20 protein-coding genes are annotated in these 20,162 nt (G+C 62.0%); 10 read left to right on the top strand and 10 right to left on the bottom strand.

Features of this window, described 5'->3' with window-relative positions:
* Positions 1–120: 120 nt before the first annotated feature.
* From speB to BMY06_RS25965, 5 genes are all read left to right on the top strand, one after another.
* Positions 121–1,119 carry an agmatinase gene (speB, locus tag BMY06_RS25985; protein ID WP_065060517.1) on the top strand — a complete coding sequence of 333 codons (999 nt, stop codon included), beginning with the start codon at positions 121–123 and terminating at the stop codon, positions 1,117–1,119.
* 80 nt (positions 1,120–1,199) lie between these two features.
* Complete coding sequence (locus BMY06_RS25980; protein WP_065060516.1) at positions 1,200–2,063, top strand: transporter substrate-binding domain-containing protein; 864 nt, start codon at positions 1,200–1,202, stop codon at positions 2,061–2,063.
* A gap of 19 nt (positions 2,064–2,082) precedes the next feature.
* Positions 2,083–2,745 carry an amino acid ABC transporter permease gene (locus BMY06_RS25975; protein WP_074986146.1) on the top strand — a complete coding sequence of 221 codons (663 nt, stop codon included), beginning with the start codon at positions 2,083–2,085 and terminating at the stop codon, positions 2,743–2,745.
* 20 nt (positions 2,746–2,765) lie between these two features.
* Positions 2,766–3,419 (top strand): amino acid ABC transporter permease, encoded by a 654-nt coding sequence (locus tag BMY06_RS25970; protein ID WP_074986143.1) that lies wholly within the window; start codon positions 2,766–2,768, stop codon positions 3,417–3,419.
* Complete coding sequence (locus BMY06_RS25965) at positions 3,416–4,237, top strand: amino acid ABC transporter ATP-binding protein (RefSeq protein ID WP_074986140.1); 822 nt, start codon at positions 3,416–3,418, stop codon at positions 4,235–4,237. Before BMY06_RS25970 ends, BMY06_RS25965 begins: the two co-directional genes overlap by 4 nt.
* A gap of 26 nt (positions 4,238–4,263) precedes the next feature.
* Here BMY06_RS25965 and BMY06_RS25960 read toward each other — a convergent pair whose 3' ends face one another.
* From BMY06_RS25960 to pdxR, 4 genes are all read right to left on the bottom strand, one after another.
* The gene (locus tag BMY06_RS25960; protein WP_065060512.1) at positions 4,264–5,142 is read right to left on the bottom strand and encodes an ABC transporter permease subunit; all 879 of its coding nucleotides are present in this window, start codon (positions 5,140–5,142) and stop codon (positions 4,264–4,266) included.
* Complete coding sequence (locus BMY06_RS25955; RefSeq protein WP_065060511.1) at positions 5,142–5,927, bottom strand: taurine ABC transporter ATP-binding protein; 786 nt, start codon at positions 5,925–5,927, stop codon at positions 5,142–5,144. The genes BMY06_RS25960 and BMY06_RS25955 overlap by 1 nt, the downstream gene beginning before the upstream one ends.
* Before the next feature lie 26 nt (positions 5,928–5,953).
* Positions 5,954–7,018: a taurine ABC transporter substrate-binding protein gene (tauA, locus tag BMY06_RS25950; RefSeq protein WP_074986139.1), complete on the bottom strand. Its 1,065-nt coding sequence runs from the start codon at positions 7,016–7,018 to the stop codon at positions 5,954–5,956.
* Positions 7,019–7,280: 262 nt separating this feature from the next.
* Positions 7,281–8,795 (bottom strand): MocR-like pyridoxine biosynthesis transcription factor PdxR, encoded by a 1,515-nt coding sequence (gene pdxR / locus BMY06_RS25945; RefSeq protein ID WP_074986137.1) that lies wholly within the window; start codon positions 8,793–8,795, stop codon positions 7,281–7,283.
* Between the two features lie 97 nt (positions 8,796–8,892).
* Between pdxR and aptA the strand changes: the two genes are divergently transcribed.
* From aptA to BMY06_RS25930, 3 genes are read left to right on the top strand one after another with little or no spacing between them, the layout of a single operon-like run.
* Complete coding sequence (gene aptA, locus BMY06_RS25940; protein ID WP_074986135.1) at positions 8,893–10,239, top strand: omega-aminotransferase AptA; 1,347 nt, start codon at positions 8,893–8,895, stop codon at positions 10,237–10,239.
* Positions 10,236–10,967 carry a sulfite exporter TauE/SafE family protein gene (locus BMY06_RS25935; protein ID WP_065060507.1) on the top strand — a complete coding sequence of 244 codons (732 nt, stop codon included), beginning with the start codon at positions 10,236–10,238 and terminating at the stop codon, positions 10,965–10,967. Before aptA ends, BMY06_RS25935 begins: the two co-directional genes overlap by 4 nt.
* A gap of 47 nt (positions 10,968–11,014) precedes the next feature.
* Positions 11,015–11,785: an SDR family NAD(P)-dependent oxidoreductase gene (locus BMY06_RS25930; protein ID WP_074986133.1), complete on the top strand. Its 771-nt coding sequence runs from the start codon at positions 11,015–11,017 to the stop codon at positions 11,783–11,785.
* Between the two features lie 391 nt (positions 11,786–12,176).
* On the opposite strand, the gene BMY06_RS25925 is transcribed toward BMY06_RS25930, so the two are convergent.
* Positions 12,177–13,340 (bottom strand): alpha/beta fold hydrolase, encoded by a 1,164-nt coding sequence (locus BMY06_RS25925; protein WP_074986132.1) that lies wholly within the window; start codon positions 13,338–13,340, stop codon positions 12,177–12,179.
* A 108-nt stretch (positions 13,341–13,448) separates the two neighbouring features.
* Here BMY06_RS25925 and BMY06_RS25920 point away from each other — a divergent pair, with 108 nt between their 5' ends.
* Positions 13,449–14,405, top strand: coding sequence for a LysR family transcriptional regulator (locus tag BMY06_RS25920; RefSeq protein ID WP_074986130.1), 957 nt, complete (start codon positions 13,449–13,451; stop codon positions 14,403–14,405).
* Between the two features lie 123 nt (positions 14,406–14,528).
* On the opposite strand, the gene BMY06_RS25915 is transcribed toward BMY06_RS25920, so the two are convergent.
* The 4 genes from BMY06_RS25915 to BMY06_RS25900 form a co-directional block, all read right to left on the bottom strand.
* Positions 14,529–15,170 carry an HD domain-containing protein gene (locus BMY06_RS25915; RefSeq protein ID WP_074986129.1) on the bottom strand — a complete coding sequence of 214 codons (642 nt, stop codon included), beginning with the start codon at positions 15,168–15,170 and terminating at the stop codon, positions 14,529–14,531.
* 250 nt (positions 15,171–15,420) lie between these two features.
* On the bottom strand, positions 15,421–15,855 hold the full coding sequence (locus BMY06_RS40665) for a DUF3331 domain-containing protein (protein ID WP_408592210.1): 435 nt from the start codon (positions 15,853–15,855) through the stop codon (positions 15,421–15,423).
* Positions 15,856–16,182: 327 nt separating this feature from the next.
* Complete coding sequence (locus BMY06_RS25905; RefSeq protein ID WP_080180383.1) at positions 16,183–16,950, bottom strand: alpha/beta hydrolase; 768 nt, start codon at positions 16,948–16,950, stop codon at positions 16,183–16,185.
* Between the two features lie 298 nt (positions 16,951–17,248).
* On the bottom strand, positions 17,249–18,070 hold the full coding sequence (locus tag BMY06_RS25900) for an enoyl-CoA hydratase/isomerase family protein (protein ID WP_074986283.1): 822 nt from the start codon (positions 18,068–18,070) through the stop codon (positions 17,249–17,251).
* A 176-nt stretch (positions 18,071–18,246) separates the two neighbouring features.
* On the opposite strand from BMY06_RS25900, the gene BMY06_RS25895 reads away from it, so the two are divergent.
* Positions 18,247–19,125, top strand: coding sequence for a LysR family transcriptional regulator (locus BMY06_RS25895; protein WP_208490373.1), 879 nt, complete (start codon positions 18,247–18,249; stop codon positions 19,123–19,125).
* 195 nt (positions 19,126–19,320) lie between these two features.
* Here BMY06_RS25895 and BMY06_RS25890 read toward each other — a convergent pair whose 3' ends face one another.
* A complete protein-coding gene (locus BMY06_RS25890) occupies positions 19,321–20,133 on the bottom strand; it encodes an amino acid ABC transporter ATP-binding protein (protein ID WP_074986124.1) in 813 nt (270 codons plus the stop codon).
* Positions 20,134–20,162: the final 29 nt, after the last annotated feature.

Below are 20,162 nucleotides of genomic sequence, written 5' to 3'. Positions count from 1 at the left end.
TCATACCTCCTGATTTTCGAAAGTAAGGTTTTGGACATTGCTGTTCATCGTTTCAATTTGTCATGAAAAGATCCGCTTCACCGGTGCGAACCACCTCATCGATTGTAAGCAGGAGAACAGATGGAAAAAAATCGTTTCAGCCCGGTCACCGCGACCGTGCTTCCGCGTTTTGCAGGCATTGCCACGTTCATGCGTCTACCCTACGTCACGCCGCAAGACCCGCTTCATGCCGAGGTCGATATCGGGCTGGTCGGCATTCCCTGGGACGGCGGGACCACGAACCGTGCCGGTGCGCGGCACGGTCCCCGACACGTGCGCGACGCCTCGACCATGACGCGCAACGTGAACCGCGCGTCGGGCATCAATCCGTTTGCACTGTGCAACTGTGCCGATCTCGGCGATACGCCGGTCAATCCGGTCGACCTGATGGCGACACTCGCGCTGATCACGGACTTCTACACGACGCTTCATGACGCCGGCATTGCGCCCTTGTCGGTCGGCGGCGACCACCTCGTCTCGTTGCCTGTCCTGCGCGCGCTCGCGAAAAACGGTCCGATCGGCATGGTGCATTTCGACGCGCATACGGACACCTGGGACCGCTATTTCGGCGACAGTCTCTATACGCACGGCACCCCTTTCCGGCGAGCGATCGAGGAGAACCTGCTCGATCCCAAACGCATCGTACAGATCGGCATTCGCGGGGCGCAATACAACGACAGCGAGAACGATTGGGGCGAGCGCCAAGGTATCCGCGTGATCGATATCGACGAGTTCCACGCGCTGGGCGTGCCGGGCGTGCTGGCCGAAGCGCGCCGGGTGGTCGGCGACCTGCCCACGTATGTGTCGTTCGATGTGGACGCACTCGATCCCGTCTATGCGCCCGGGACCGGCACGCCGGAGATCGGCGGCCTGACGACTTACGAAGCACAACAGCTCGTTCGCGGATTGTGCGGCCTGAATCTCGTCGGCGGCGATCTCGTCGAGGTCTCGCCGCCGTTCGATCAAACCGGCAATACCGCGTTCGTCGGCGCAACCCTGCTGTACGAAATCCTTTGCGTCCTCGCGCAGAGCATCGCCAAACGCAAGCGCGACGCGACACGCGCCCTCGTGTCGGCTTGATACCGGCGCCCGATTCGTCGGGGGCCGGCTGCGCTTCGCTCCGCCTTTCCCATCACCACCACGCATTCGACGGAACCTCTATGTACACCTTCCTTTCGCGGTCGATCATTCCCATCGTCGCCTCCGTCGCGCTGCTGGCCCCAGCCTGCTCGTGGGCCCAGCAAGGCGATCTCCTCGCTCGAATCAAGGACGCAAAACAGCTGACGGTCGCGACTGAAGCCCGCTATGCGCCTTTCGAATATGTCGACGCCGGCAAGATCGTCGGCTACGACATCGACCTCATGAACCACGTTCTCGGCAAGGCGCTGCCGGGCGTGAAACTCAAGGTGAGCGATCTGCCCTTCCAGGGCCTGCTGCCGGGACTCGACGCCCGCCGGTTCGACATGATTCTCGCGGCGGTGACGGTCAACAAGGATCGCGCCGACCACTTCGCATTCACGCTGCCGGTTGCCGACGCCACGATTGGCGTGCTGCTCCGTGCGAACGAAGCCGGTTCGGTTAAATCGACCGGCGATCTCAACGGGAAAATCGCCGGCGCGCAGATCGGGTCGGTACAAACCCAGGCGCTGACCGCCCTCGATAAAACGCTGAAATCCTCGGGCGGCGAAGGGCTCAAGCAGATCAAGCAATACGTGTCCTACGACGAAGCCTATGGCGATCTGGCTGCCGGACGGATCGATGTGGTTGCGCAATCGCTGGCAAACATCGGACCGTTGATGAAATCGCGTCCGGGCGTGTTTGCCGTGATGCCGCAGACCATCGGGCCCAAGAGCTACTTTGCGTGGGTCATGCGCAAGGACAGCGACAGCGGCGCGCTACTGCGTGTGATCAGCGACGGCATCGCCGAGGCGAACCGCGACGGCACCATGAAGAAGCTGCAATTGAAATGGTTCGGCACGACCATGGACGTTCCGGCCGACGCGCTGCCCGTTCCGTCGATGTAAGCGCCTTCACCGCGAAAACATGTCCGTCCCCGCCCTGTTCGGCCGCCTCTCGACCTACCTGCCGCAATTGATGGATGGCGCGCTCACCACGCTTGGCTTGTCCGTGGTGGCGACGCTCGGCGGATTCGTCGGAGGCGTCGCCCTCCATATGATGTCCATTGACCGGAGCGCGTTGCTGCGCCGCGCGGCCCGCGTGTACGTGAGCGCAATCCGCGGCACGCCGGTGCTCACGCAACTGCTGCTGCTCTACTACCTGCCCTCCGCGCTCGGCCTCGATATTCCGGGGACCGCCGCGGCGGCAGCCGGTCTGGCGCTGAACACGGCCGCGTATCAATCGCAGATCCTCGGCACCGGATTCCGGGCGATTCCTCGCGGACAAATCGAGGCCGCCAGCACCTTCAATCTCTCGCGCCGGCAGACCCTGTGGCATATCGAAGTGCCTCAGGTGGTCGCCATGACGCTGCCCGCGCTCGTCTCGGAGATGATCGACATCGTCAAGGCGTCGGCGGTCGTGTCGGTGATCGCCGTCACCGATCTGATGCGTGCGGCGCAACAGCTTTCGTCGTCCAGTTACCGGCCGCTCGAAGTCTATACGTTCGCAGCGTGTTTCTATCTGGCGATGACCTCGCTGCTCGCTGTCGCCGCCCGTTGCCATGAACGGCATCGGCAACGGCCTGCGTAACAGGTCATGGCGCTCGACACATGAACACATTTATCCCGCTCATCCCGCGCTTTGCAGCCGCGATGCTCGTCACGCTCGAAGTCAGCTTGACGGGTGCGCTATTCGGCATGGCCGGCGGCTTTCTGCTCAATGCGCTGCGGCTGCGCTTTGCGCGCACGCTGGCCTGGCCGTATCGCCTCTATGTCTGGCTCGTGCGCGGCACGCCGTATCTGTCGCAACTGCTCATCCTCTATTTCGGCCTGCCCGCGCTCGGCGTCACGATGACCGCCGTGCAGGCGACGGTCGCCTCGCTGGCGCTCTATTCGGCCGCCTATTTTGCGGAGATTTTCCGCGCGGGCTGGGCGAGCATCGCGCGCGGCCAGCTAGAAGCCGTACGCGCGTTCGGCATCGGGCGCTGGGCCGCGTTCCGCACGATCGAGTTGCCGCAGGCCATGGCCTTCGCCCTTCCGCTGCTCACCAATCAGGTGATTCTCGTCATCAAGGAAAGCGCGGTGGCGTCGATCATCACCGTGCCCGAATTGACCATGACCACCAGCGACATCGTTGCATCGACCTACACCTACATCGGCCCGTATGCGCTCCTGATTCTGTGCTACTGGCTGCTGACCCAGTCCGTCGCCGCGCTCGCGCAACGCGCGGCCCGGCTGTTTGCCCTTTCCAGGAAGACCTCATGACTGCCTTGCCCATCGTCCAGCTACGCGCCGTCGGCAAGTCCTATGGCGCCAACCGCGTGCTCAAGGGCATCGATCTCGACGTGATGCGCGGCGAAATCGTCACGCTGATCGGGCCGTCCGGTTCGGGCAAGACCACGGCGCTGCGCTGCATGAATTTCCTCGAGGCTTACGACGAGGGCGAAGTGTGGATCAAGGGACAACTGCTCGGCTACCAGTCGACCGGCCGCACGCCGCGCGATCGTGACAGCGAGTCGAGCATCGCCGAAGTGCGCCGCCCGCTCGCCATGGTGTTCCAGCAATTCAATCTGTGGCCGCATCTGTCCGTGCTCGCCAACGTCGCCGCGCCGCTCGTCCTCGCCAAGAAGATCGACAAGCAGCAGGCGCGGCGCCAGGCGCTCGCCGCGCTCGACCGGGTCGGCCTCGCGCACAAGGCGGACGCGCACCCCGCCAGCTTGAGCGGCGGCCAGCAGCAACGCGTGGGCATCGCGCGGGCGCTGGCCATCGAGCCCGAAGTGATGCTGCTCGACGAACCGACTTCCGCGCTCGACCCGGAACTCGTCGAGGAAGTGCTGAGCGTGATCCGTTCACTCGCGCAGGACGGCATCACGATGGTGATGGTGACGCACGAAATGAGCTTCGCGGCCAAGATCTCCGACAAGGTGGTATTCATGGAAGCGGGGCGAATTATCGAGGCCGGACCGCCGGCGCAATTGTTCGGCAATACGCGCACGCCGCGCCTGCAACAGTTCCTGAAACCGTGGCTCGACCGCAGCCTGCCGCTGGCGGCCGTCAACGCGGCCAGCGCAAGCGGGACATGATGCCCGCTCGCGCCGTCAGGCGCCCCTCACATGCGGCCCTTCCACGGCGTCAGCGCCCGTTCGACCTGACGCATCAGCAGATCGAAGCAATAGGCCAGTACGCCGATCAGCACGATCCCCATGATGACGACGTCGGTGCGCAGAAAGTTCGACGCATTGAGCACCATCTGGCCCAGGCCCGCGGTGGCCGCCACCATCTCCGCCGCGACCAGCGTCGTCCAGCCAAAGCCGATGGCGATACGCATGCCGGTCAGAATCTCCGGCATGGCGGCGGGCAGCACGACGAGCCGGATCACCTGCCACCGCGTCGCGCCGAGGGAGCGCGCCGCATTGATCTGCTCGATCGCGACCGAGCGCACGCCCGCTTTCGATGCCATCGCGAGCGGCGCGAAACAGGCGAGGTAGATCAGTGTGATCTTGGCGGTTTCGTCGATGCCGAGCCAGATCACGATCAACGGCAGATAGGCCAGCGGCGGCAACGGACGATAGAACTCGATCACCGGATCGAAGATCCCGCGAGCGATCCGCGACGTGCCCATCGCGATGCCCACGGGAACCGCCGTGACGACCGCGAGCGCGAACGCGCTGATCACGCGCACGACACTGATCGAGACGTGCTCGACGAGCGGCGTGCCGCCTTGCGTATCGCCCTTGATCGCCCCGATGAAGGCGTCGAATGTCGCACCCGGCGACGGCAGGAACAGGGGTTTGATCCAGCCAAAATGCGTCGCGGCCCACCACAGGACGATCAACGCGACGGTCGTCGCCGCGCTGATCATCCCCGTATTGCCTTGCCCCGGCGCACCATAGCGGCTCGCACGACGGCGGCGCGCCTGTCGTGGCACGGCAGGCGGGACGGCCGGGTTCGCGTGCTCGGCCAGTTTGATCGGCGTCGTACCCGTCATCAGTTGAGCCCTCCTGAGGTGGCGGCATGAACGAGCGAGAGCACCTGTTCGCGCATCTCGATGAACGCCGCGCTCGACTTCACTGCGCGGGCGTCGCCCGTTTCGAGGTATTGCCGTGCGAACGGCAGCTTCATCTCGCGCACGATGCGCCCCGGCTTCGGCGCCATGATGATGAGGCGCGTGGCGAGAAAGAGCGCTTCCTCGACATCGTGCGTGATGAAGAAGAACACGCCGTTCGCGTCGTGCCAGAGGTCGAGCAGCAACGTCTGGATCGATTCGCGGGTGAACGCGTCGAGTGCGCCGAGCGGCTCGTCCAGCAACATCACCCGCGGCGACGACGCAATGGCCCGCGCGACGCCCACGCGTTGCTGCATGCCGCCCGACAGCTCGTAAACCGGCCGGTGCGCGACCTCGGACAGCCCGACGCGGCGCAAGCATTCCATGCCGATACGGCGTCGCTCGTGCAGCGGCATGCGGCGCAGGCGAAGACCGAACTCGACATTTTCGACGACGTTCATCCACGGCATCAGCGCATGTTTCTGGAAGACGACGCCGCGTTCCGAGCCCGGTCCGTCGACCGACGCCCCGTCGAGCAGAATATCGCCGCGCGTCGGCGCGATGAAACCGGCGATCGCGTTGAGCAGCGTGGTCTTGCCGCATCCGGACGCGCCGAGCGCGACCACGAATTCCCCCGCCTCGATCGACATCGACACGTTGTCGAGCGCGAGATTCGGCTGCCCTTTGGGAACCGGATATTCGATCGAAAGATCCCTGATTTCGAGCATATCGCTCTCCTTGCGCTACGTGCGCGTCACTTGATGCCAGCGGCCGCTTTCACGTATTCGTCGGTGACGCCCACGGAATAGTCCGGCAGCGTGCTCTGCAAGGTCTTCTGCTCCTTGAGGAAGGCCGCCGTCGCCGCCAGCGATTTCGCCGCGCCGGACGCACTGCTGCCGCCGAGCCACTTGTCCGATGCCTGCTCCTGCGGCGTGGGGAACGCGTAGAGCGCGAGCGCCGCCTGCACTTCGTCAGGCGCGCCGCCCGACACCGCCGCCACCGCCTGGCCCTTCGGCGTCGCGCCGGTCCACTGGTCGGGATGCGCGCGATAGTCCGCATCGCCCTTCGCGAGAATCTGCACGAACGCGGCCATGAAGGGCTGATTGGCTTTCGCCCAGTCGCGGTTCACCACGAAGCCGTCGAAGGTCGCGAGGCCCGTTTCCGCCGCGATCTTCCCCGATGTCGTGACGACCGCTCCGTTCTGTTCGATCTTGCCGAGCACCGGGTTCCAGACGTAGGCCGCGTCGATGTCGCCGCGCTCCCAGGCGGCCGCGATTTCCGCCGGCCTCATGTTCAGCACCTTCACGTCGCCCGGCTGGAGCCCGGCCCGCTTGAGCGCAAGCAGCGCATGGAAATGGCTCGTCGAGACGAACGGCACGCCCAGACGTTTGCCCTTGAGTTGCGCGATCGTGGTCACGCCGCTGCCTTTGCGCGCGACGAGCGCTTCCGCGTTGTTGATATTGTCGAGAATCCAGAAGAGCTGGATCGGCAATCCCTGACTCAGGCCGGCGGCAACCGGGCTCGATCCCGCCTCGCCGAGCTGCACGTTGCCCGACGCCATGGCGCGAATCACATCGCCGCCGCCGCCGAACTTGCGATAGCTGACCTTGTATCCGGTTGCCTTGCCGGCTTCGTCGAGTTGTTGCGCGTAGCGCCACGGCACCATCATGTCCTGATAGGCGATCGTGACTTCCTTGTCGGCGGCGAACGCGCGGGTTGCCGTGCAGGCCGCCCCTGCCGCGCAGAGCACGAGGAGCGTACGCGCGATGCGGGAAACCTGCGTGCGGGTCGAACCAAAACGTCGGGCAAGCGTCTTCATGCAGTCGTCCTTTGATTGATGGGATGTCGATCGGCGACATGCTTCACGTGCATATCGCGCCCCATCCAGCGACGCAGAATCCAGGCCAATGGATGGTGCCAGCGACGACTTTCAACAGGGCCAGCCGTGTTATCGCTCGTGCGGCGCGCGGCGTGAGCGCCGCATCATCGGCAAGGTAGCGCGCGCGCCGTCTCGTGCAAGTACCGTTCTGGTGCAGCGGCCGTGCGTTCGTTGTGCGCGTGGCACGATGCCGGGTCGACGCTCACGTCTGCATCGTGGCGCGCGCACCGGCGCGACGCATGCACTGGCGGACAAGCCGCGCCAGCGTCTGAACACCGGGCTCGATGCGCTCAAGCGGGATCGACGAAAATCCGAGTCGCAGATGCGGCTGCGTCATCGCGCCATGAAAGAACGGCTCGCCGGGATCGTAGATCAGCTTTTCCGCGATGGCGGCGGCGCGCAGCGCGGCCAGGTCGGGGTGTCCCGGCAGGCGCAGCCACAGTGCGGAGCCGCCGCGCGGCGGCTCGAAGCACGCATCGGGAAGATGGCGGCGCAACGCGTCGCCGACCGCGCCGGCGCGCGCGCCGAGCGTCTGGCGCGTCTGCGTCAGCAGTCGGTCGTAATGGCCGTGCTCGATAAAGAGCGCCGCGGCGATCTGGTTGTTGCCCGGCACCTGACGCACCATGAGCCGGCGAATCACGCGCAGACGCTCAATGACGGATGCGGGAGCAACGATGTAACCGATCCGCAATCCCGGCGACAGCAGCTTCGACAGGCTGCTCAGATAGATCACGCGATCGCTCTTGTCGATGGCCTTCAGCGCCGGCAGCGGCTGGCCGAGGTACTGCGTCTCGGGATCGTAGTCGTCCTCGATGATGATCTGGTCGTGACGCGTCGCGTGATCGAGCAGCGCGAGCCGCCGCTCGGTGCTCATCGTCACGCCGGTCGGGCATTGATGACTCGGCGTGCAGTAGACATAATCGCATTCGGCGAGCGCCGGCGTGCATGCCACGCCCTGCGCGTCCACGGGCAGCGGCACGATCTGCGCCCGCCGATGCGCGAAGATATTGCGCGCGTCCATGTAGCCGGGGTCCTCGACGCCGATCCTCGTGCCCTCTCGCGCGAACAGATCGGCCAGCAGATACAGCCCATGCTGCGTGCCGAGCGTGAGCAGGATCTGGTCCGGCGTCGCGGCAATGCCGCGCCGGGGCAGTACGCGGCGGATCAACTGGTCGACGAGTGCCGCCGCGTCGCCGCCCGTGCTGTCCTGCGCCCAGTGTTCGACCGCGGCGACTTCAAGCGCGCGCCGGCTGCATTCGCGCCAGTGCGCGAGCGGGAAAAGGCTCGGGTCGAACTGGCCATAGACGAACGGATAGCGGAACTTCTCCCAACCCGACGGACGGTCGAGCCAGCGGAACGATTCCTGCAGGCGGGCGGTACGCGCCTGCCAGTCCGGTCGGCCGCTGGCCTGGGCACCACCGACGTGCGCGACGTCCGCGCGATCGATCGCGCTACACACATAGAACCCATCGCGCGCACGCGCTTCGAGATAGCCATCCGACACGAGGCGCTCGTAGACGAGCACGACCGTGTTGCGCGACACGCCGGCAAGAACGGCCAGATCGCGCCCCGACGGCAGCTTCAAGCCAGGCGGAAGGCGCCCGTCGAGGATCGCACCGACGAGCGCGGTGCGCAGCCGCGCCTGAAGCAGCGTGCCGCCCTGCGCCGGGCTCGACAGCAGTTGCCGCCACATCAGTTCATGTTCGTCACACTGCATCCGCCCTCCCGGCTGGCACCATCGAAACCCTTCGCTGGCATTATGCGGACGACAAAAAAGAATTGATCATGGCACCATCTCATCAGGAGCCGTCATCATGAACGCCCCGCACGCCCCACTTTCCCCGCTCACCACCGGATCGGCCTCCTTGCAGCACCAATGGCTGCCGTTCACGCCGAACCGCGAATTCAAATCCGCCCCGCAGATGTTCGGGAGCGCGAAGGATCAATACTTCTACGACCTGGACGGGCGGCCGGTTCTCGACGCCGGGTCGGGCCTGTTCACGACGCCCGCCGGACATTGCCGCGCCGAAATCGCCGAAGCCGTGCATGCGCAATTGCTGTCGCTCGACTTTTCGCCGAGCTTCCTGCGCGCCCATCCAAAGTCGTTCGAACTCTCGACTCGCATTGCGCAACTGCTGCCGCAGGGCATCGGGAAGCTGTTCTTCGTCAGTTCGGGTTCCGAGGCGGTCGATACCGCGATGAAAATCTGCCTCGCTTATCAACGCGCAGTCGGTGCGGCCGGCCGCACGATGTTTGTGTCGCGCGAGCGCGCCTATCACGGCGTGAATTTCGGCGGTGTCGCACTGTCCGGCATGGTCAACAACCGCCGGGCCTTCAGCAATATCGTGCACGGCGTCGTGCACATGCGCGATACCTGGCTCGAGGAAAACCGTTACGTCACGGGCCAGCCCGAACACGGCCGCGAACTCGCGGACGACCTGCTGCGCCTCATCCTTCTCCACGGCGCGGAAAACATCGCAGCCTGTGTCGTCGAACCGATTGCGGGATCGACCGGCGTGCTGGTTCCGCCCAAAGGCTATCTCGAACGGCTGCGCGAAATCTGCACGGCGCACGGCATTCTGCTGGTATTCGACGAGGTGATCTGCGGCTTCGGGCGCACCGGCGAAGCGTTCGCGTCGCAAAGTTTCGGCGTGACGCCCGATCTCATCACCATGGCCAAGGCGATCACCAACGGCGCCGTGCCGATGGCGGCCGTCGCTGTGGCGGATCACGTCCACGACGCGATTGTGAACAGCGCCCCGGACGGCGCGATCGAGTTCTTCCACGGCTATACCTGGTCCGCGCATCCGGTCGCGAGCGCCGCCGCACTCGCCGCGCTCGACATTTATCGCGACGAGCGCCTGTTCGAACGCGCGCAATCGCTTTCCGGCTATTTCCTCGAACAGATCGCAACGCTGGCCGAACTGCCCATCGTCACCGATATACGCGGCTACGGGATGCTCGCGGGAATCGACGTGCAGTCGGACGGCAAGCCCGGACGACGCGGCCATCTGCTGCAACGCAAGCTCTACGACGCGGGCCTGCACCTGAAGACAACCGGCGACTGCGCGATCGTCGCGCCCCAGTTCGTTTTCGATCGCGAACACATCGACCAGACTGTCGACGTCCTGCGCAACACCCTGCTGTCGTTCGGCGCGTGACGCTGGCCGGCACACCGGCCACGCTCGCCTGGCTCGCGTCGATCAGCCTGCTCGCCGGTGTCGCAAAAGGCTTGACGGGGTTCGGCGGCGCGCTCGTGATGGCGCCGCTGTTCGGCCTGCTGCTCGGCCCGGCGGACACGGCCGCCATGATCGTGTTCGTCCACTGCGTGACGTCGTTGCAGGGCATCCGGCAATGGGGCCGCGTCGCACGCTGGCGCTCGATACTCCCGCTCGCGGCCGTCGCGCTCGTCAGCGCGGCGCTCGCGTCGCACTGGATGGCGGGCGCCGATGCGCGCAGGTTGAGGCACGCGACCGCGATCGCCGTACTCGCGATCACCGTGCTCCATATGCGCGGCTGGCGCTGGCGGCACCACGGCAGCGGCATGCCGCTCGTCGCAGCCGGCGTCGTGAGCGGCATGCTCACCGCGCTCGCCGGGCTCGGTGGCCCGCCCGCGGTCTACTACTTCGCGGGCATCGATCAGGGACCGGCGCTGCGCGCCAACCTGCTCGGCTATTTTGCAGCGCTGTTCTGCGGCACGGCGCTGCTGTTCGCGATCAGCCATCGCATCACCGTGTCTCACGCAATCACCGGCGTCGGCCTCGCGCCGGCGTTCGCCCTCGGCGTGCTGCTGGGCGAGCGCAGCGGAGCGCGCATGTCGCGCGTCGCGTTCGATCGAATCGTCAGCGGCTTGTTGCTGCTCTCGGGATGCCTTGCGCTCGTCAGCTGACGGCGGGCGTCCAGTTTCCCTCATCGTCATCGAGAATTGTCTCCACTATGAATATTGTCGTAACGGGCGCGAGCGCCGGTTTTGGCGAGGCGATCAGTGCCCGCCTGTGCAACGAAGGTCATCGTGTCTTCGCAACCGCGCGGCGCGCAGACCGGCTTGAGGCCCTCGCCCGGCGCTGCGGCGAACGGCTCGTCGCCAGCACACTCGACGTGCGCGACGCCACAGCAGTCAAGCAGTTCTTCGCCGATATCGAGCGTCAATATGGTGGCATCGACGTACTCGTCAACAATGCCGGCCTGGCGCTCGGCATTGAACCGGCGTATTGCGCGTCGCTGGAAAACTGGGAAGCCATGGTCGATACGAACGTGAAGGGTCTCATGTATTGCACCCACGCGGCCCTCCCCGGCATGGTCGGACGCGATCGCGGCTGGATCTTCAACCTCGGGTCGATTGCCGGCACCTACCCGTATCCGGGCAGCAACGTGTACGGCGCGACGAAGGCATTCGTCCATCAGTTCAGCCTGAACCTGAGAGCCGATCTGGCGGGCAAGAACGTGCGCGTCACGACAATCGAGCCGGGGCTGTGCGGCGGCACCGAATTCTCGATCACCCGCTTTCAAGGCGACCGCGACCGCGCAAAAGCGCTCTATGACGACACCTCGCCGCTTACCGCGGACGATATCGCCAGCACGATCTCCTGGTTGCTTTCATTGCCGCCCAACGTCAATATCAATGCGATCGAGATGATGCCGACATCGCAGGCGTCAGGGAATTTTCAGGTGGTACGAAAGCCGGCCGAGCAAGACTCAGCGGCATAGCGAACCCTTCAGACATCGGATAGCGCCGCGGTTGCGGCGGCTATCCGAAGAAGTCATGGTATGGCAGCGGTTTTTTATGGCGACGTTACCCGCATCGCGAACCGACTTTGACCTCCGACGCGCGTCGCAATCCGGCTCGTTGCGTTGCCATCAAGCAAATCACTTTTCCAGTGCACCGGCATTGCGCGACACTCCGCTGTCGCGAGTCGTTCACTGATCGACACGACGTCGCGGATGTCCGTACGCCCCTTCGTTTTCAGGGTGCGAGACAGGACCGACGCAGGGTTCGCAATCGTTGCAAGCGCTTTGCCGCCTGATACTCGCGAGCTATCGAAACCGCCTCTCGCGAGATCGCTGTTCGATACTCGAGACGCGGGCGAGCACCACGCTGTTAGTTCAGCCCGAGTGGGTTCGAGATCACGAGTCGCCAACCTCCGTCCCGGCCCTTTTGCATGACCTGTGTTGCAGTCCCGGATTGAATTTGCGTGTCACCGTTCGCCGATATCGCTTCCAATGTCCAGTCGAGCAGCACGAGCGCAGTGTCTCCAGTGCGCAGCACGCGACGAACCGTATGGGTTATGTGTGGCTTTGACGTCAGCAACTGCGAGAAAGCGTTTCGCAGGTCAGCGAAATGCTCCTGCGTCACATCACCGTTCGTCAGCCTCATCGTGGCTTGATTGCTGAATACGCCAAGCAACGCGTCGAGATCACCGGCATTGAAGGCCGCATCAAATGAAACCGCGACCTGTTCGGGCGTGCTGCATACGACGGAACGGTCCTCAATTGCATGCGCGAACTTTCCGATGATCGTTGCGACCTCAGTCGGCGCTTCCAGCGGTAACAGGTGCCCGGCGCCGGCGAGGAAGTGAATCGTCGCATGCGGAATATGAGGCAGCAGTTCGGCCTGTAACGTCGCGAAGCGATCCACCTGGTCCAATTCGCCCGTGAGAACAAGGGTCGGCACGTCAATCGAATCGACTTCGGCGGAAAAGTCCTCGCGCATTGCGATGTTCGGCCACGCCGCTTTTGCCTGCGGTGCAGCTTTGAGGCTGTCTTCGATAATCTGCTCGCGACAGGATGCGTCGAGTTTCTTCGCAGTGAGTACGTGATCGATAACGAATTCGACCGACTCGCGCGATTGATACGCGCCGGTCAACGTCGCTCGTTGCTCCGCGGAAAGCAGCATTGGCGATGGCGGAGAAGGCGCAACCAGGATAAGACCTTCCAGCCCGGCGGGTCGACGGGATGCAACAAGCTGTGCGACCTTCCCCCCCATTGAATGACCGACGAGGATGTAGCGCTGCAAACCCAGGGCACCAATAACACCCTCGGCATCCGCAGCGAGATCAGCAATCCCGTATCCATCAGCAGGCGCGGCGGAAGCACCCCACCCTCGATGATCAGTTGCAACAATCCGATATCGGGCCGACAACGCATTTGCCACGCGATCCCACGTGCGAGACGAGCCTCCGTAGTAATGCAGAAAAACCAGCGTCAATTGCCCTTCGCCTTTCTGCACCACGTGAATTCGCGTGCCATTCGTTTCGATTTCCATGTTGTCACCGTCTCTGTTGAATACGGCAATCGTAAATCCCGTCCCTGAAAGTGATAATTGCCGACTTTGTGGTGACAGTCGATAATGGTGGTATCGAATGGAGCCACCATGGACAGACTAACCAGTCTCGGCGTATTCGTCGCCGCGGTAGAAGAAGGCAGCTTTGCCGCAGCCGCCCGGCGTTTCGGGCTGTCGCCAGCGATGGCCGGCAAGCATGTGACTGCGATTGAGGCGCAACTGAATGCGCGGCTGCTGCAACGAACCACACGGCGCCTGAGTCTGACCGAAACGGGGCAGGCCTACTACGAACGCAGCAAGCAGATTCTCGAAGCGTTTGACGAAGCCAATCGGGAGGCGAGCGACACTCAGCGCACCGCGCGCGGTGTTCTGCGTGTTGCAGCACCCGTTACGTTCGGCGCAATGCATTTAGGCAGCGTGACGGCGCAATACCTCGAGGATCATCCCCAGGTGAACATCGAGGTGCTACTCGGCGACCGCTATGTCGACCTGCTCGATGCGGGCATCGACGTTGCGATCCGTATCGGCCGACTGGACGATCCCGGTGTGGTGACACGCAGGATTGCTCCATGCCGGATGCTGATGTGCGCCTCACCTGCCTACCTGGATCGATATGGCGCCCCACGCACGCCGCAAGATCTACGCAAGGCGCAGCGCCTTTGCTTCAGTGAAGCCGTATCTGCGGGCGACTGGACGGTGTTTGATTCGAAAGACCGCGCGCACGTCATCGACGGGCCTTGCAGGCTAGCGGCGAACAATACGCAAATGCTCCTTTCCGCCGCGTTAGCCGGCGCTGGCATTGCGTACGGTCCGACCTTCGTCTTCGGCGAGCATCTGCGTGCCGGTCGGCTTATTCAGGTTTTGCCTACCTATCGCACCACAGAGTTGATCATTCAAGCTGTCTATCCGAGTGCGCGGAGCATACCGCTTAAAGTGCGTCGCTTCGTCGATTACCTCGCGACAGCATTCGGCGATATGCCGCCTTGGGACCAGGCGCCGGAAAAATCAGGAAGCTCGCGGACGCGCGTCTCGCCACGATCCAGGTAGATGACCGCGATCTTTTAGCAATCGCAGGACAGACGCGAAACGCATTTGAAACCAAGACTCGGATCGGCGAAGAAAGATCGAACAGGCCAAGCACGATCCGAGAACAGCAGCAAAAGATGGAAGTCACGAAGGCCACATCGATTGACGGATCACGCAACAGAAGTTGCCAGCGTGAAAATGGGTCTCTTTATCTGCGATAACATCTGACTTGACGTTGCCGAACGTTGTCTCAGGCTTGTGTTTGATTCCTTCGTAGAAGGCGGAAATAATCGCTTCCTTGAAACCGTCTCCGCGCGGATGTGCGTTTACGACTGCGTCACGGTCAGTATCGCTGTACTGATCATATTTCCGACCGAGAACATCCATTTCCACGCCCGCGGTCACTAGCGCGACGACGGGATGCATGTGCTGCGGAATCCCTGGCGTCGTGTGCAACGCGATGGATGTCCAGACGGTCTCAATATCGCTCTGCGATATGTCCTCTTGTTTGAGGAAATCACGCGCGGCGTTGGCTCCGTCGACTTCGAACCTCTCGTCCGCGCTGCTGTACTGTTTCATAAGACCGAAATCGTGAAACATGCAACCGCAATAAAGCAGCTCCGGGTCGAACTTGAGATTCCGCCTCGAACCCGCGAGGGCGCCAAAGTAGAAAACGCGGCTCGAGTGATTGAAGAGCAAGGGGGTGGTGGTTTCCCGCGCCAGTTCGGTTACCTTCCTGGCAAGTGCGCTATCCGGGATTTTGACGCCGTCAATTTCGATTGTCATCGTTCGCTCTCCTGGAGTGTCTGCGATAAACGTGTGGGGTAGATACGCAACTCGTCGCCGGAGCGGTGACGGAGTGCAGAAGCAAAAAAAATGATGGGCTAGCGAGGACGCACCGGAATACCTTCCCGGTCGAAGTACGCGAGCTTCGCCAGGCACCATACGTTCTGGAGCAGTGCCGGGTCGCGCGGCCCGGCGGTCTGAAGATTCTGGTTGTCCGGCGTTTAAGTCGGCCACGTGCTTGCGGTTCGGTTTATCGCGAATGCACGGCGGAAGAGCAAAAATAAAGATTTTGCGCTACACGATAGTCGTGAGCGTCGAATGAATCGCCGAGCGTTTGCTTCAGATCCCGAGGAATCTTGGACGCCAGCATCATCCAATCGGCGTTATGGGGGAAATGGCCACGCGTCGACGGTTTGTAGATATCATCGCCACGCCGTATGCGATCGCCAGTTAGCACGCAGTGCCCACTTTGCCGTGCCCGACTAAGTTTCCACGTCTGGGCGCCATAGTGGCCGGCAGTCGAGTCTCTGCATGCGATCGTAAGCGATCTGGTCGAGTTACATCCGATGAATTCGATTCGAGCTGTTGCACCAGGCGTGACAGGCTTGCCGAGTGATTCTTGACCTCTTCTGGTTAGCCTGGGGATGAGTGATTCTTCACTGCCTCGCTGCAGATCCTTTGACATTGCCGCTAGCAACGTTAGAGTGCTATCCCAAATGGCGTTCCTATCCAGCTCGCTCATTTTTCACCTTCCGTCGTATGGGAAAAAATTCAGTTTGATGCAATCCAATGCGTGATAAATTCCGGCAAAAAAAGACTCATTCATGGTTTGCGAGAAGAAGCCCCGCCGCAACGACGGGGCAACGGTTCCCGGGGAAACGCGCGGATTTTCTACATGTTTCGATTAGAAATGACATATCCCACAGCGACACAATTCCCATTCTCGAAAGAAGAAGTCGCAGTTCTACGGGACTTCTATTTCGGGGGCTAGCCTCATCCAAACCTTAAACCTTCATTGCGGAGATTTCTGCGCGGCCTGCTCGATGAGCTTCGCGACTTCCTTGGGGTGGGACATATAGGCGACATGGCTGGAATCGAGTTCGATCGTGGTGCTTCCGGCGCGCTTCGTCATGAACCGCTCGAGGTCGGGGTTGATTGCACGATCCGCAGTCGCGACGACTGCCCAGCTTGGCTTCGTTTTCCACGCCGCCGCAGATACCGGCGTACCGAATGACGCAGCCGCAGGCATCACTTGTGAACGGGCCATGAATTCAGCTTCGGCCGCCGGCAGGTCAGCGGCAAAGTCGGCGTGGAAGTGAGCCGGATCGAGGTACAGAAAGCCGTCTGCCGTCGCCTTGATTGCTGTGGAGGCGGACGGCATCTTTTTGGCGAGGTCCATCGCGCTTTCACCCGAGTCCGGCTCAAAGGCCGCGACGTACACGAGACCTGCTACCTTTGCGTCATTTCCCGCTTCCGTGATCACGGCGCCACCATAGCTATGACCCACGAGGATCGACGGGCCCGACTGCGCATCGACCACGCGCGTCGTCGCTTTGACATCATCCGCAAAAGACGTTTCGGGCTCCTGGACGACTGCGACGTTGTAGCCGTCGTGTGTCAGGATTCTGGCGACGTTCTGCCAGCCCGATCCATCGGCAAAATAGCCATGGACGAGAACGATGTTTTTGACCGGCGCGGCAATCGCGGCCGCAGTGCCGAAGAATGCAGTCGAAGCAACAATGGCCGCGGCCATAAAGCCATATTTGGATACTGCTTTCATAGTTAGAGTCCAGTAAATTCAAGTTGGGTGCAGCCAGGGTAAGGCGGCGCTCAATTCCATCCAGCTCACAGATGCGCTTTAAACCAATCGACCGCAGCGCACGAAGCGGTCTCAAACCATCCGTGTGATCTTGCTCGGCAACCAGCATCAGCAACGGCGTGGGCGATACCCGCGACTATTCGCCGGGTGAATCCATGCGAGCCCAGCGGGTTGAACGCAGTGTGACGCTGTTTTCCCATCCCCCTCAATGGAAAAACGACTATCCTCTTTGCTGCAGTTCGATATGTCCTCGTACAAATCAATCGTCGTTCAGATCGCCGAGTAACTTCCCGAGATTCATTTCCGCATCCCGGGTTTGAAATCCGCGCTTGATTGCAGCTTGGATGCGCTTCTGAGCCGCCGGCTCCCGAACACCTTCGCCAAACAGATCAGAATCTCGGCGAAAGTCCTCGATCGGTGCCAGTGCCAAGGCGTTGACTCGCCGCTTCACGGCTACATGGCCACCACCGGGAAACTGTGCGATCCGCTGCGCGAGCGACTGGACAAACTCATCCAGATTGGTAGCAGGTAGGGCGCGATTGATCCAGCCGTAGCGTTCAGCCAACTCTGCATCGTAGTCATTCGCGCTCAACATGACCTCGAGCGCGCGCGAGCGACCCATTAACCGCACCAGGTGCTGAGCGCCACCGCCGCCCGGCACCACCCCGAAGGCCGGCTCCATCTGAGCGAAGATCGCCGATTCTTTCGCTGCAAAACACATATCGCAGCCCATGATGAACTCGCTCCCCGCGCCTCGTACCCGCCCCTCGACCTGCGCGATGCTCACAAGACGGCTCTCGCTCAGATAGCGAAACAGCACCGCGATGGAGGCTTCCCCGGTCAACCTCGCGGCTTCGTCGCGATAAGCCTTGATTTGAGTGACGTCGACGTGCGGAATAAAAAAATCCGGATCGGCACTCTTGAAGACGATGACGCTTACGGTTTCGTCATCCTCTGCTTGCGAGATAAACGAAACAAGGTCGTGCACCAGTTCGGGTCCGAGAAGATTCATCGGCGGCGCCATGATGCTCGCAATCAGTACGGCGCCTTTGCGCTGGATTGTTAGGGTTTTGAAATCCATAAGGGCACCTTCGCATGTCAGAGAAAGGGGCATTTCAGCGAACGCTCGTGCGCTTTCAACTATTCGGGAAGAGACAGAGCGCGCGAGAAAATGTATTTACTTTTTAATTCATCGAATAGACGGTAAATTTGAGAGGCGCCCTTCCATGGGAGAGAGGCTTGGATCGACTTGAAGCAATGACCATACTGTTGGCCGCAGTTGACGGTGGAAGTTTTTCCGCAGCTAGCCGTCAGCTCGGCGTCCCGCTCGCGACTGTCAGTCGCCGCGTGGCAGAACTCGAAACACACCTGCGGATCAGGCTGGTTTTGCGTTGCAATCGCGGACTGATGCTCACCGAGGCTGGCGAGGCCTATGCCGCCTCATGTCGGCGGATCATTGAAGAAATCGCAGAGGTCGAACGAACGACGACGGGTGAGTACCACGCGCCGCGGGGCGAGTTGGTTATTGCTACGCCTATTGTGATGGGACGTCTTCATGCCCTGCCCATCATCGCTGAATTTCTAAGGGCCTATCCGGACATCCGCGTGCGGGCGCAACTGGCCGACCGAAGCGTGAACCTGCTGGAAGAGCGTGTCGACGTCGCGCTGCGTACCGGCGCATTGCCCGACAGCAGCATGATCGCCCTGCACATCGGGCGAGTGCGCCAGGTGCTCTGCGCGAGCCCGGCCTATCTTGCAAGTCGAGGGGTGCCGAAAACGCCCGCAGACCTCGAATCGCACGACTGCGTGGGATACGAAGGTTTGGTAGTCGGCACAAGCTGGGAGTTCCACCACAATGGCGCGTCACATGTCGTTGACGTCACCTGGCGGATGATGGTCAACTCAATCGACGGTGCGGTAGTGGCCGCGGAAGAAGGGGGAGGAATCGCCCGCGTTCTGTCGTATCAGATCGTAGAGCACCTCAAGTCTGGCGCTTTGGTGACAGTGCTGGACGATTACGAACTACCCATCACGCCCATCAACTTGATATATCCCAGCCAACGTCAAGTCCCACGCAAGTTGCGCGCGTTTCTGGACTTCGCGGCACCGCGGCTGAAACAGCGGCTCGCTGCATGAAGCGTTCACGTGGTGTTATTCGGTGGCGCATATCGCGGATAACGACATGCCTGCTCTCATTCAGATGGCGTAGCGATTGTGGACGGTAAAGATACGCCCGTGGCTTTGCCGTTTGGCTCCAACGCCAATACGTCAGATCGTGGCGACATGCCCACCTATCTGACGCATTAGATATGCACACCACTGAAAGCAGATTCAATGCTGCGCTGCCAGGCTCGACCCGAATGCAGGCTCGGTGACCTGGCTCAAAAAGGAACGGAGCCGCGGGTGACTCGGGCGATCGAAGAACTCGGCTGGAGGCGCGGCCATGACGATCCGTCCTGCGTCCATAAAAACAACCTTGTCGGCGACGGCTTTCGCAAACGCCATCTCGTGCGTCACGCACACCATCGTCATGCCGTTCCGCGCCAACTCACGCATCGTGTCGAGGACCTCCCGCACCAATTCCGGATCCAGCGCCGACGTAGGCTCGTCGAACAACATCACCTTGGGTCGCATGCAAAGCGCTCGTGCTATGGCTACCCGCTGCTGCTGGCCACCTGAAAGCTGCTCGGGATATTTGTGCACATGCTCCGACAATCTGACCTGGTGGAGATACCGCTCAGCCAGCGCTTGAGCCTCCTTCTTCGGCATCTTCAGCACTCTCTGCGGAGAAAGCGTGCAATTCTGCAGCACGGTGAGGTGCGGATAAAGATTGAAGTGCTGGAACACCATCCCTGCTTCGCGGCGAATCGCATTCTTGACTTTCAGATCGTCAGCCTGCTGTTGGCCATTAACCGTGATGAACCCTTTCTGATGCGATTCGAGTCCGTTGATGCATCGGATCAGCGTGGATTTCCCCGATCCCGACGGCCCACATATCACCACCGTTTCACCTGCGTGAACGTCGAGATCTATGCACGACAGCACCTGGACGGCGCCGTACCATTTATCGATGCCGCGCATGGATATCGCAACGGGCCGCGCAATCGCGGCGGCACTTTCTTCAGTTCGTTCAATGGATAGCATCTCAGTTTCCTTTGCAGCCCATAGAAGAT

It is taken from the genome of Paraburkholderia tropica (genome assembly GCF_900109265.1).
In the GTDB taxonomy this organism is placed as follows: Bacteria; Pseudomonadota; Gammaproteobacteria; order Burkholderiales; family Burkholderiaceae; genus Paraburkholderia; species Paraburkholderia tropica.
Note: the sequence above shows the minus strand (reverse complement) of the source record. Positions and strands in the feature narration are given on the sequence as shown.

What these genes read in the sequence shown, in the direction of transcription:
- BMY06_RS25960 (WP_065060512.1), bottom strand. Translation starts at nt 5,142, where the DNA reads ATGACGGGTACGACGCCGATCAAACTGGCCGAGCACGCGAACCCGGCC.
- aptA (WP_074986135.1), top strand. Translation starts at nt 8,893, where the DNA reads ATGAACGCCCCGCACGCCCCACTTTCCCCGCTCACCACCGGATCGGCC.
- BMY06_RS25965 (WP_074986140.1), top strand. Translation starts at nt 3,416, where the DNA reads ATGACTGCCTTGCCCATCGTCCAGCTACGCGCCGTCGGCAAGTCCTAT.
- BMY06_RS25920 (WP_074986130.1), top strand. Translation starts at nt 13,449, where the DNA reads ATGGACAGACTAACCAGTCTCGGCGTATTCGTCGCCGCGGTAGAAGAA.
- BMY06_RS25925 (WP_074986132.1), bottom strand. Translation starts at nt 13,340, where the DNA reads ATGGAAATCGAAACGAATGGCACGCGAATTCACGTGGTGCAGAAAGGC.
- BMY06_RS25890 (WP_074986124.1), bottom strand. Translation starts at nt 20,133, where the DNA reads ATGCTATCCATTGAACGAACTGAAGAAAGTGCCGCCGCGATTGCGCGG.
- BMY06_RS25980 (WP_065060516.1), top strand. Translation starts at nt 1,200, where the DNA reads ATGTACACCTTCCTTTCGCGGTCGATCATTCCCATCGTCGCCTCCGTC.
- BMY06_RS25915 (WP_074986129.1), bottom strand. Translation starts at nt 15,170, where the DNA reads ATGACAATCGAAATTGACGGCGTCAAAATCCCGGATAGCGCACTTGCC.
- BMY06_RS25930 (WP_074986133.1), top strand. Translation starts at nt 11,015, where the DNA reads ATGAATATTGTCGTAACGGGCGCGAGCGCCGGTTTTGGCGAGGCGATC.
- BMY06_RS40665 (WP_408592210.1), bottom strand. Translation starts at nt 15,855, where the DNA reads ATGTCAAAGGATCTGCAGCGAGGCAGTGAAGAATCACTCATCCCCAGG.
- speB (WP_065060517.1), top strand. Translation starts at nt 121, where the DNA reads ATGGAAAAAAATCGTTTCAGCCCGGTCACCGCGACCGTGCTTCCGCGT.
- BMY06_RS25905 (WP_080180383.1), bottom strand. Translation starts at nt 16,950, where the DNA reads ATGAAAGCAGTATCCAAATATGGCTTTATGGCCGCGGCCATTGTTGCT.
- BMY06_RS25895 (WP_208490373.1), top strand. Translation starts at nt 18,247, where the DNA reads ATGACCATACTGTTGGCCGCAGTTGACGGTGGAAGTTTTTCCGCAGCT.
- BMY06_RS25900 (WP_074986283.1), bottom strand. Translation starts at nt 18,070, where the DNA reads ATGGATTTCAAAACCCTAACAATCCAGCGCAAAGGCGCCGTACTGATT.
- BMY06_RS25975 (WP_074986146.1), top strand. Translation starts at nt 2,083, where the DNA reads ATGTCCGTCCCCGCCCTGTTCGGCCGCCTCTCGACCTACCTGCCGCAA.
- pdxR (WP_074986137.1), bottom strand. Translation starts at nt 8,795, where the DNA reads ATGCAGTGTGACGAACATGAACTGATGTGGCGGCAACTGCTGTCGAGC.
- tauA (WP_074986139.1), bottom strand. Translation starts at nt 7,018, where the DNA reads ATGAAGACGCTTGCCCGACGTTTTGGTTCGACCCGCACGCAGGTTTCC.
- BMY06_RS25955 (WP_065060511.1), bottom strand. Translation starts at nt 5,927, where the DNA reads ATGCTCGAAATCAGGGATCTTTCGATCGAATATCCGGTTCCCAAAGGG.
- BMY06_RS25970 (WP_074986143.1), top strand. Translation starts at nt 2,766, where the DNA reads ATGAACACATTTATCCCGCTCATCCCGCGCTTTGCAGCCGCGATGCTC.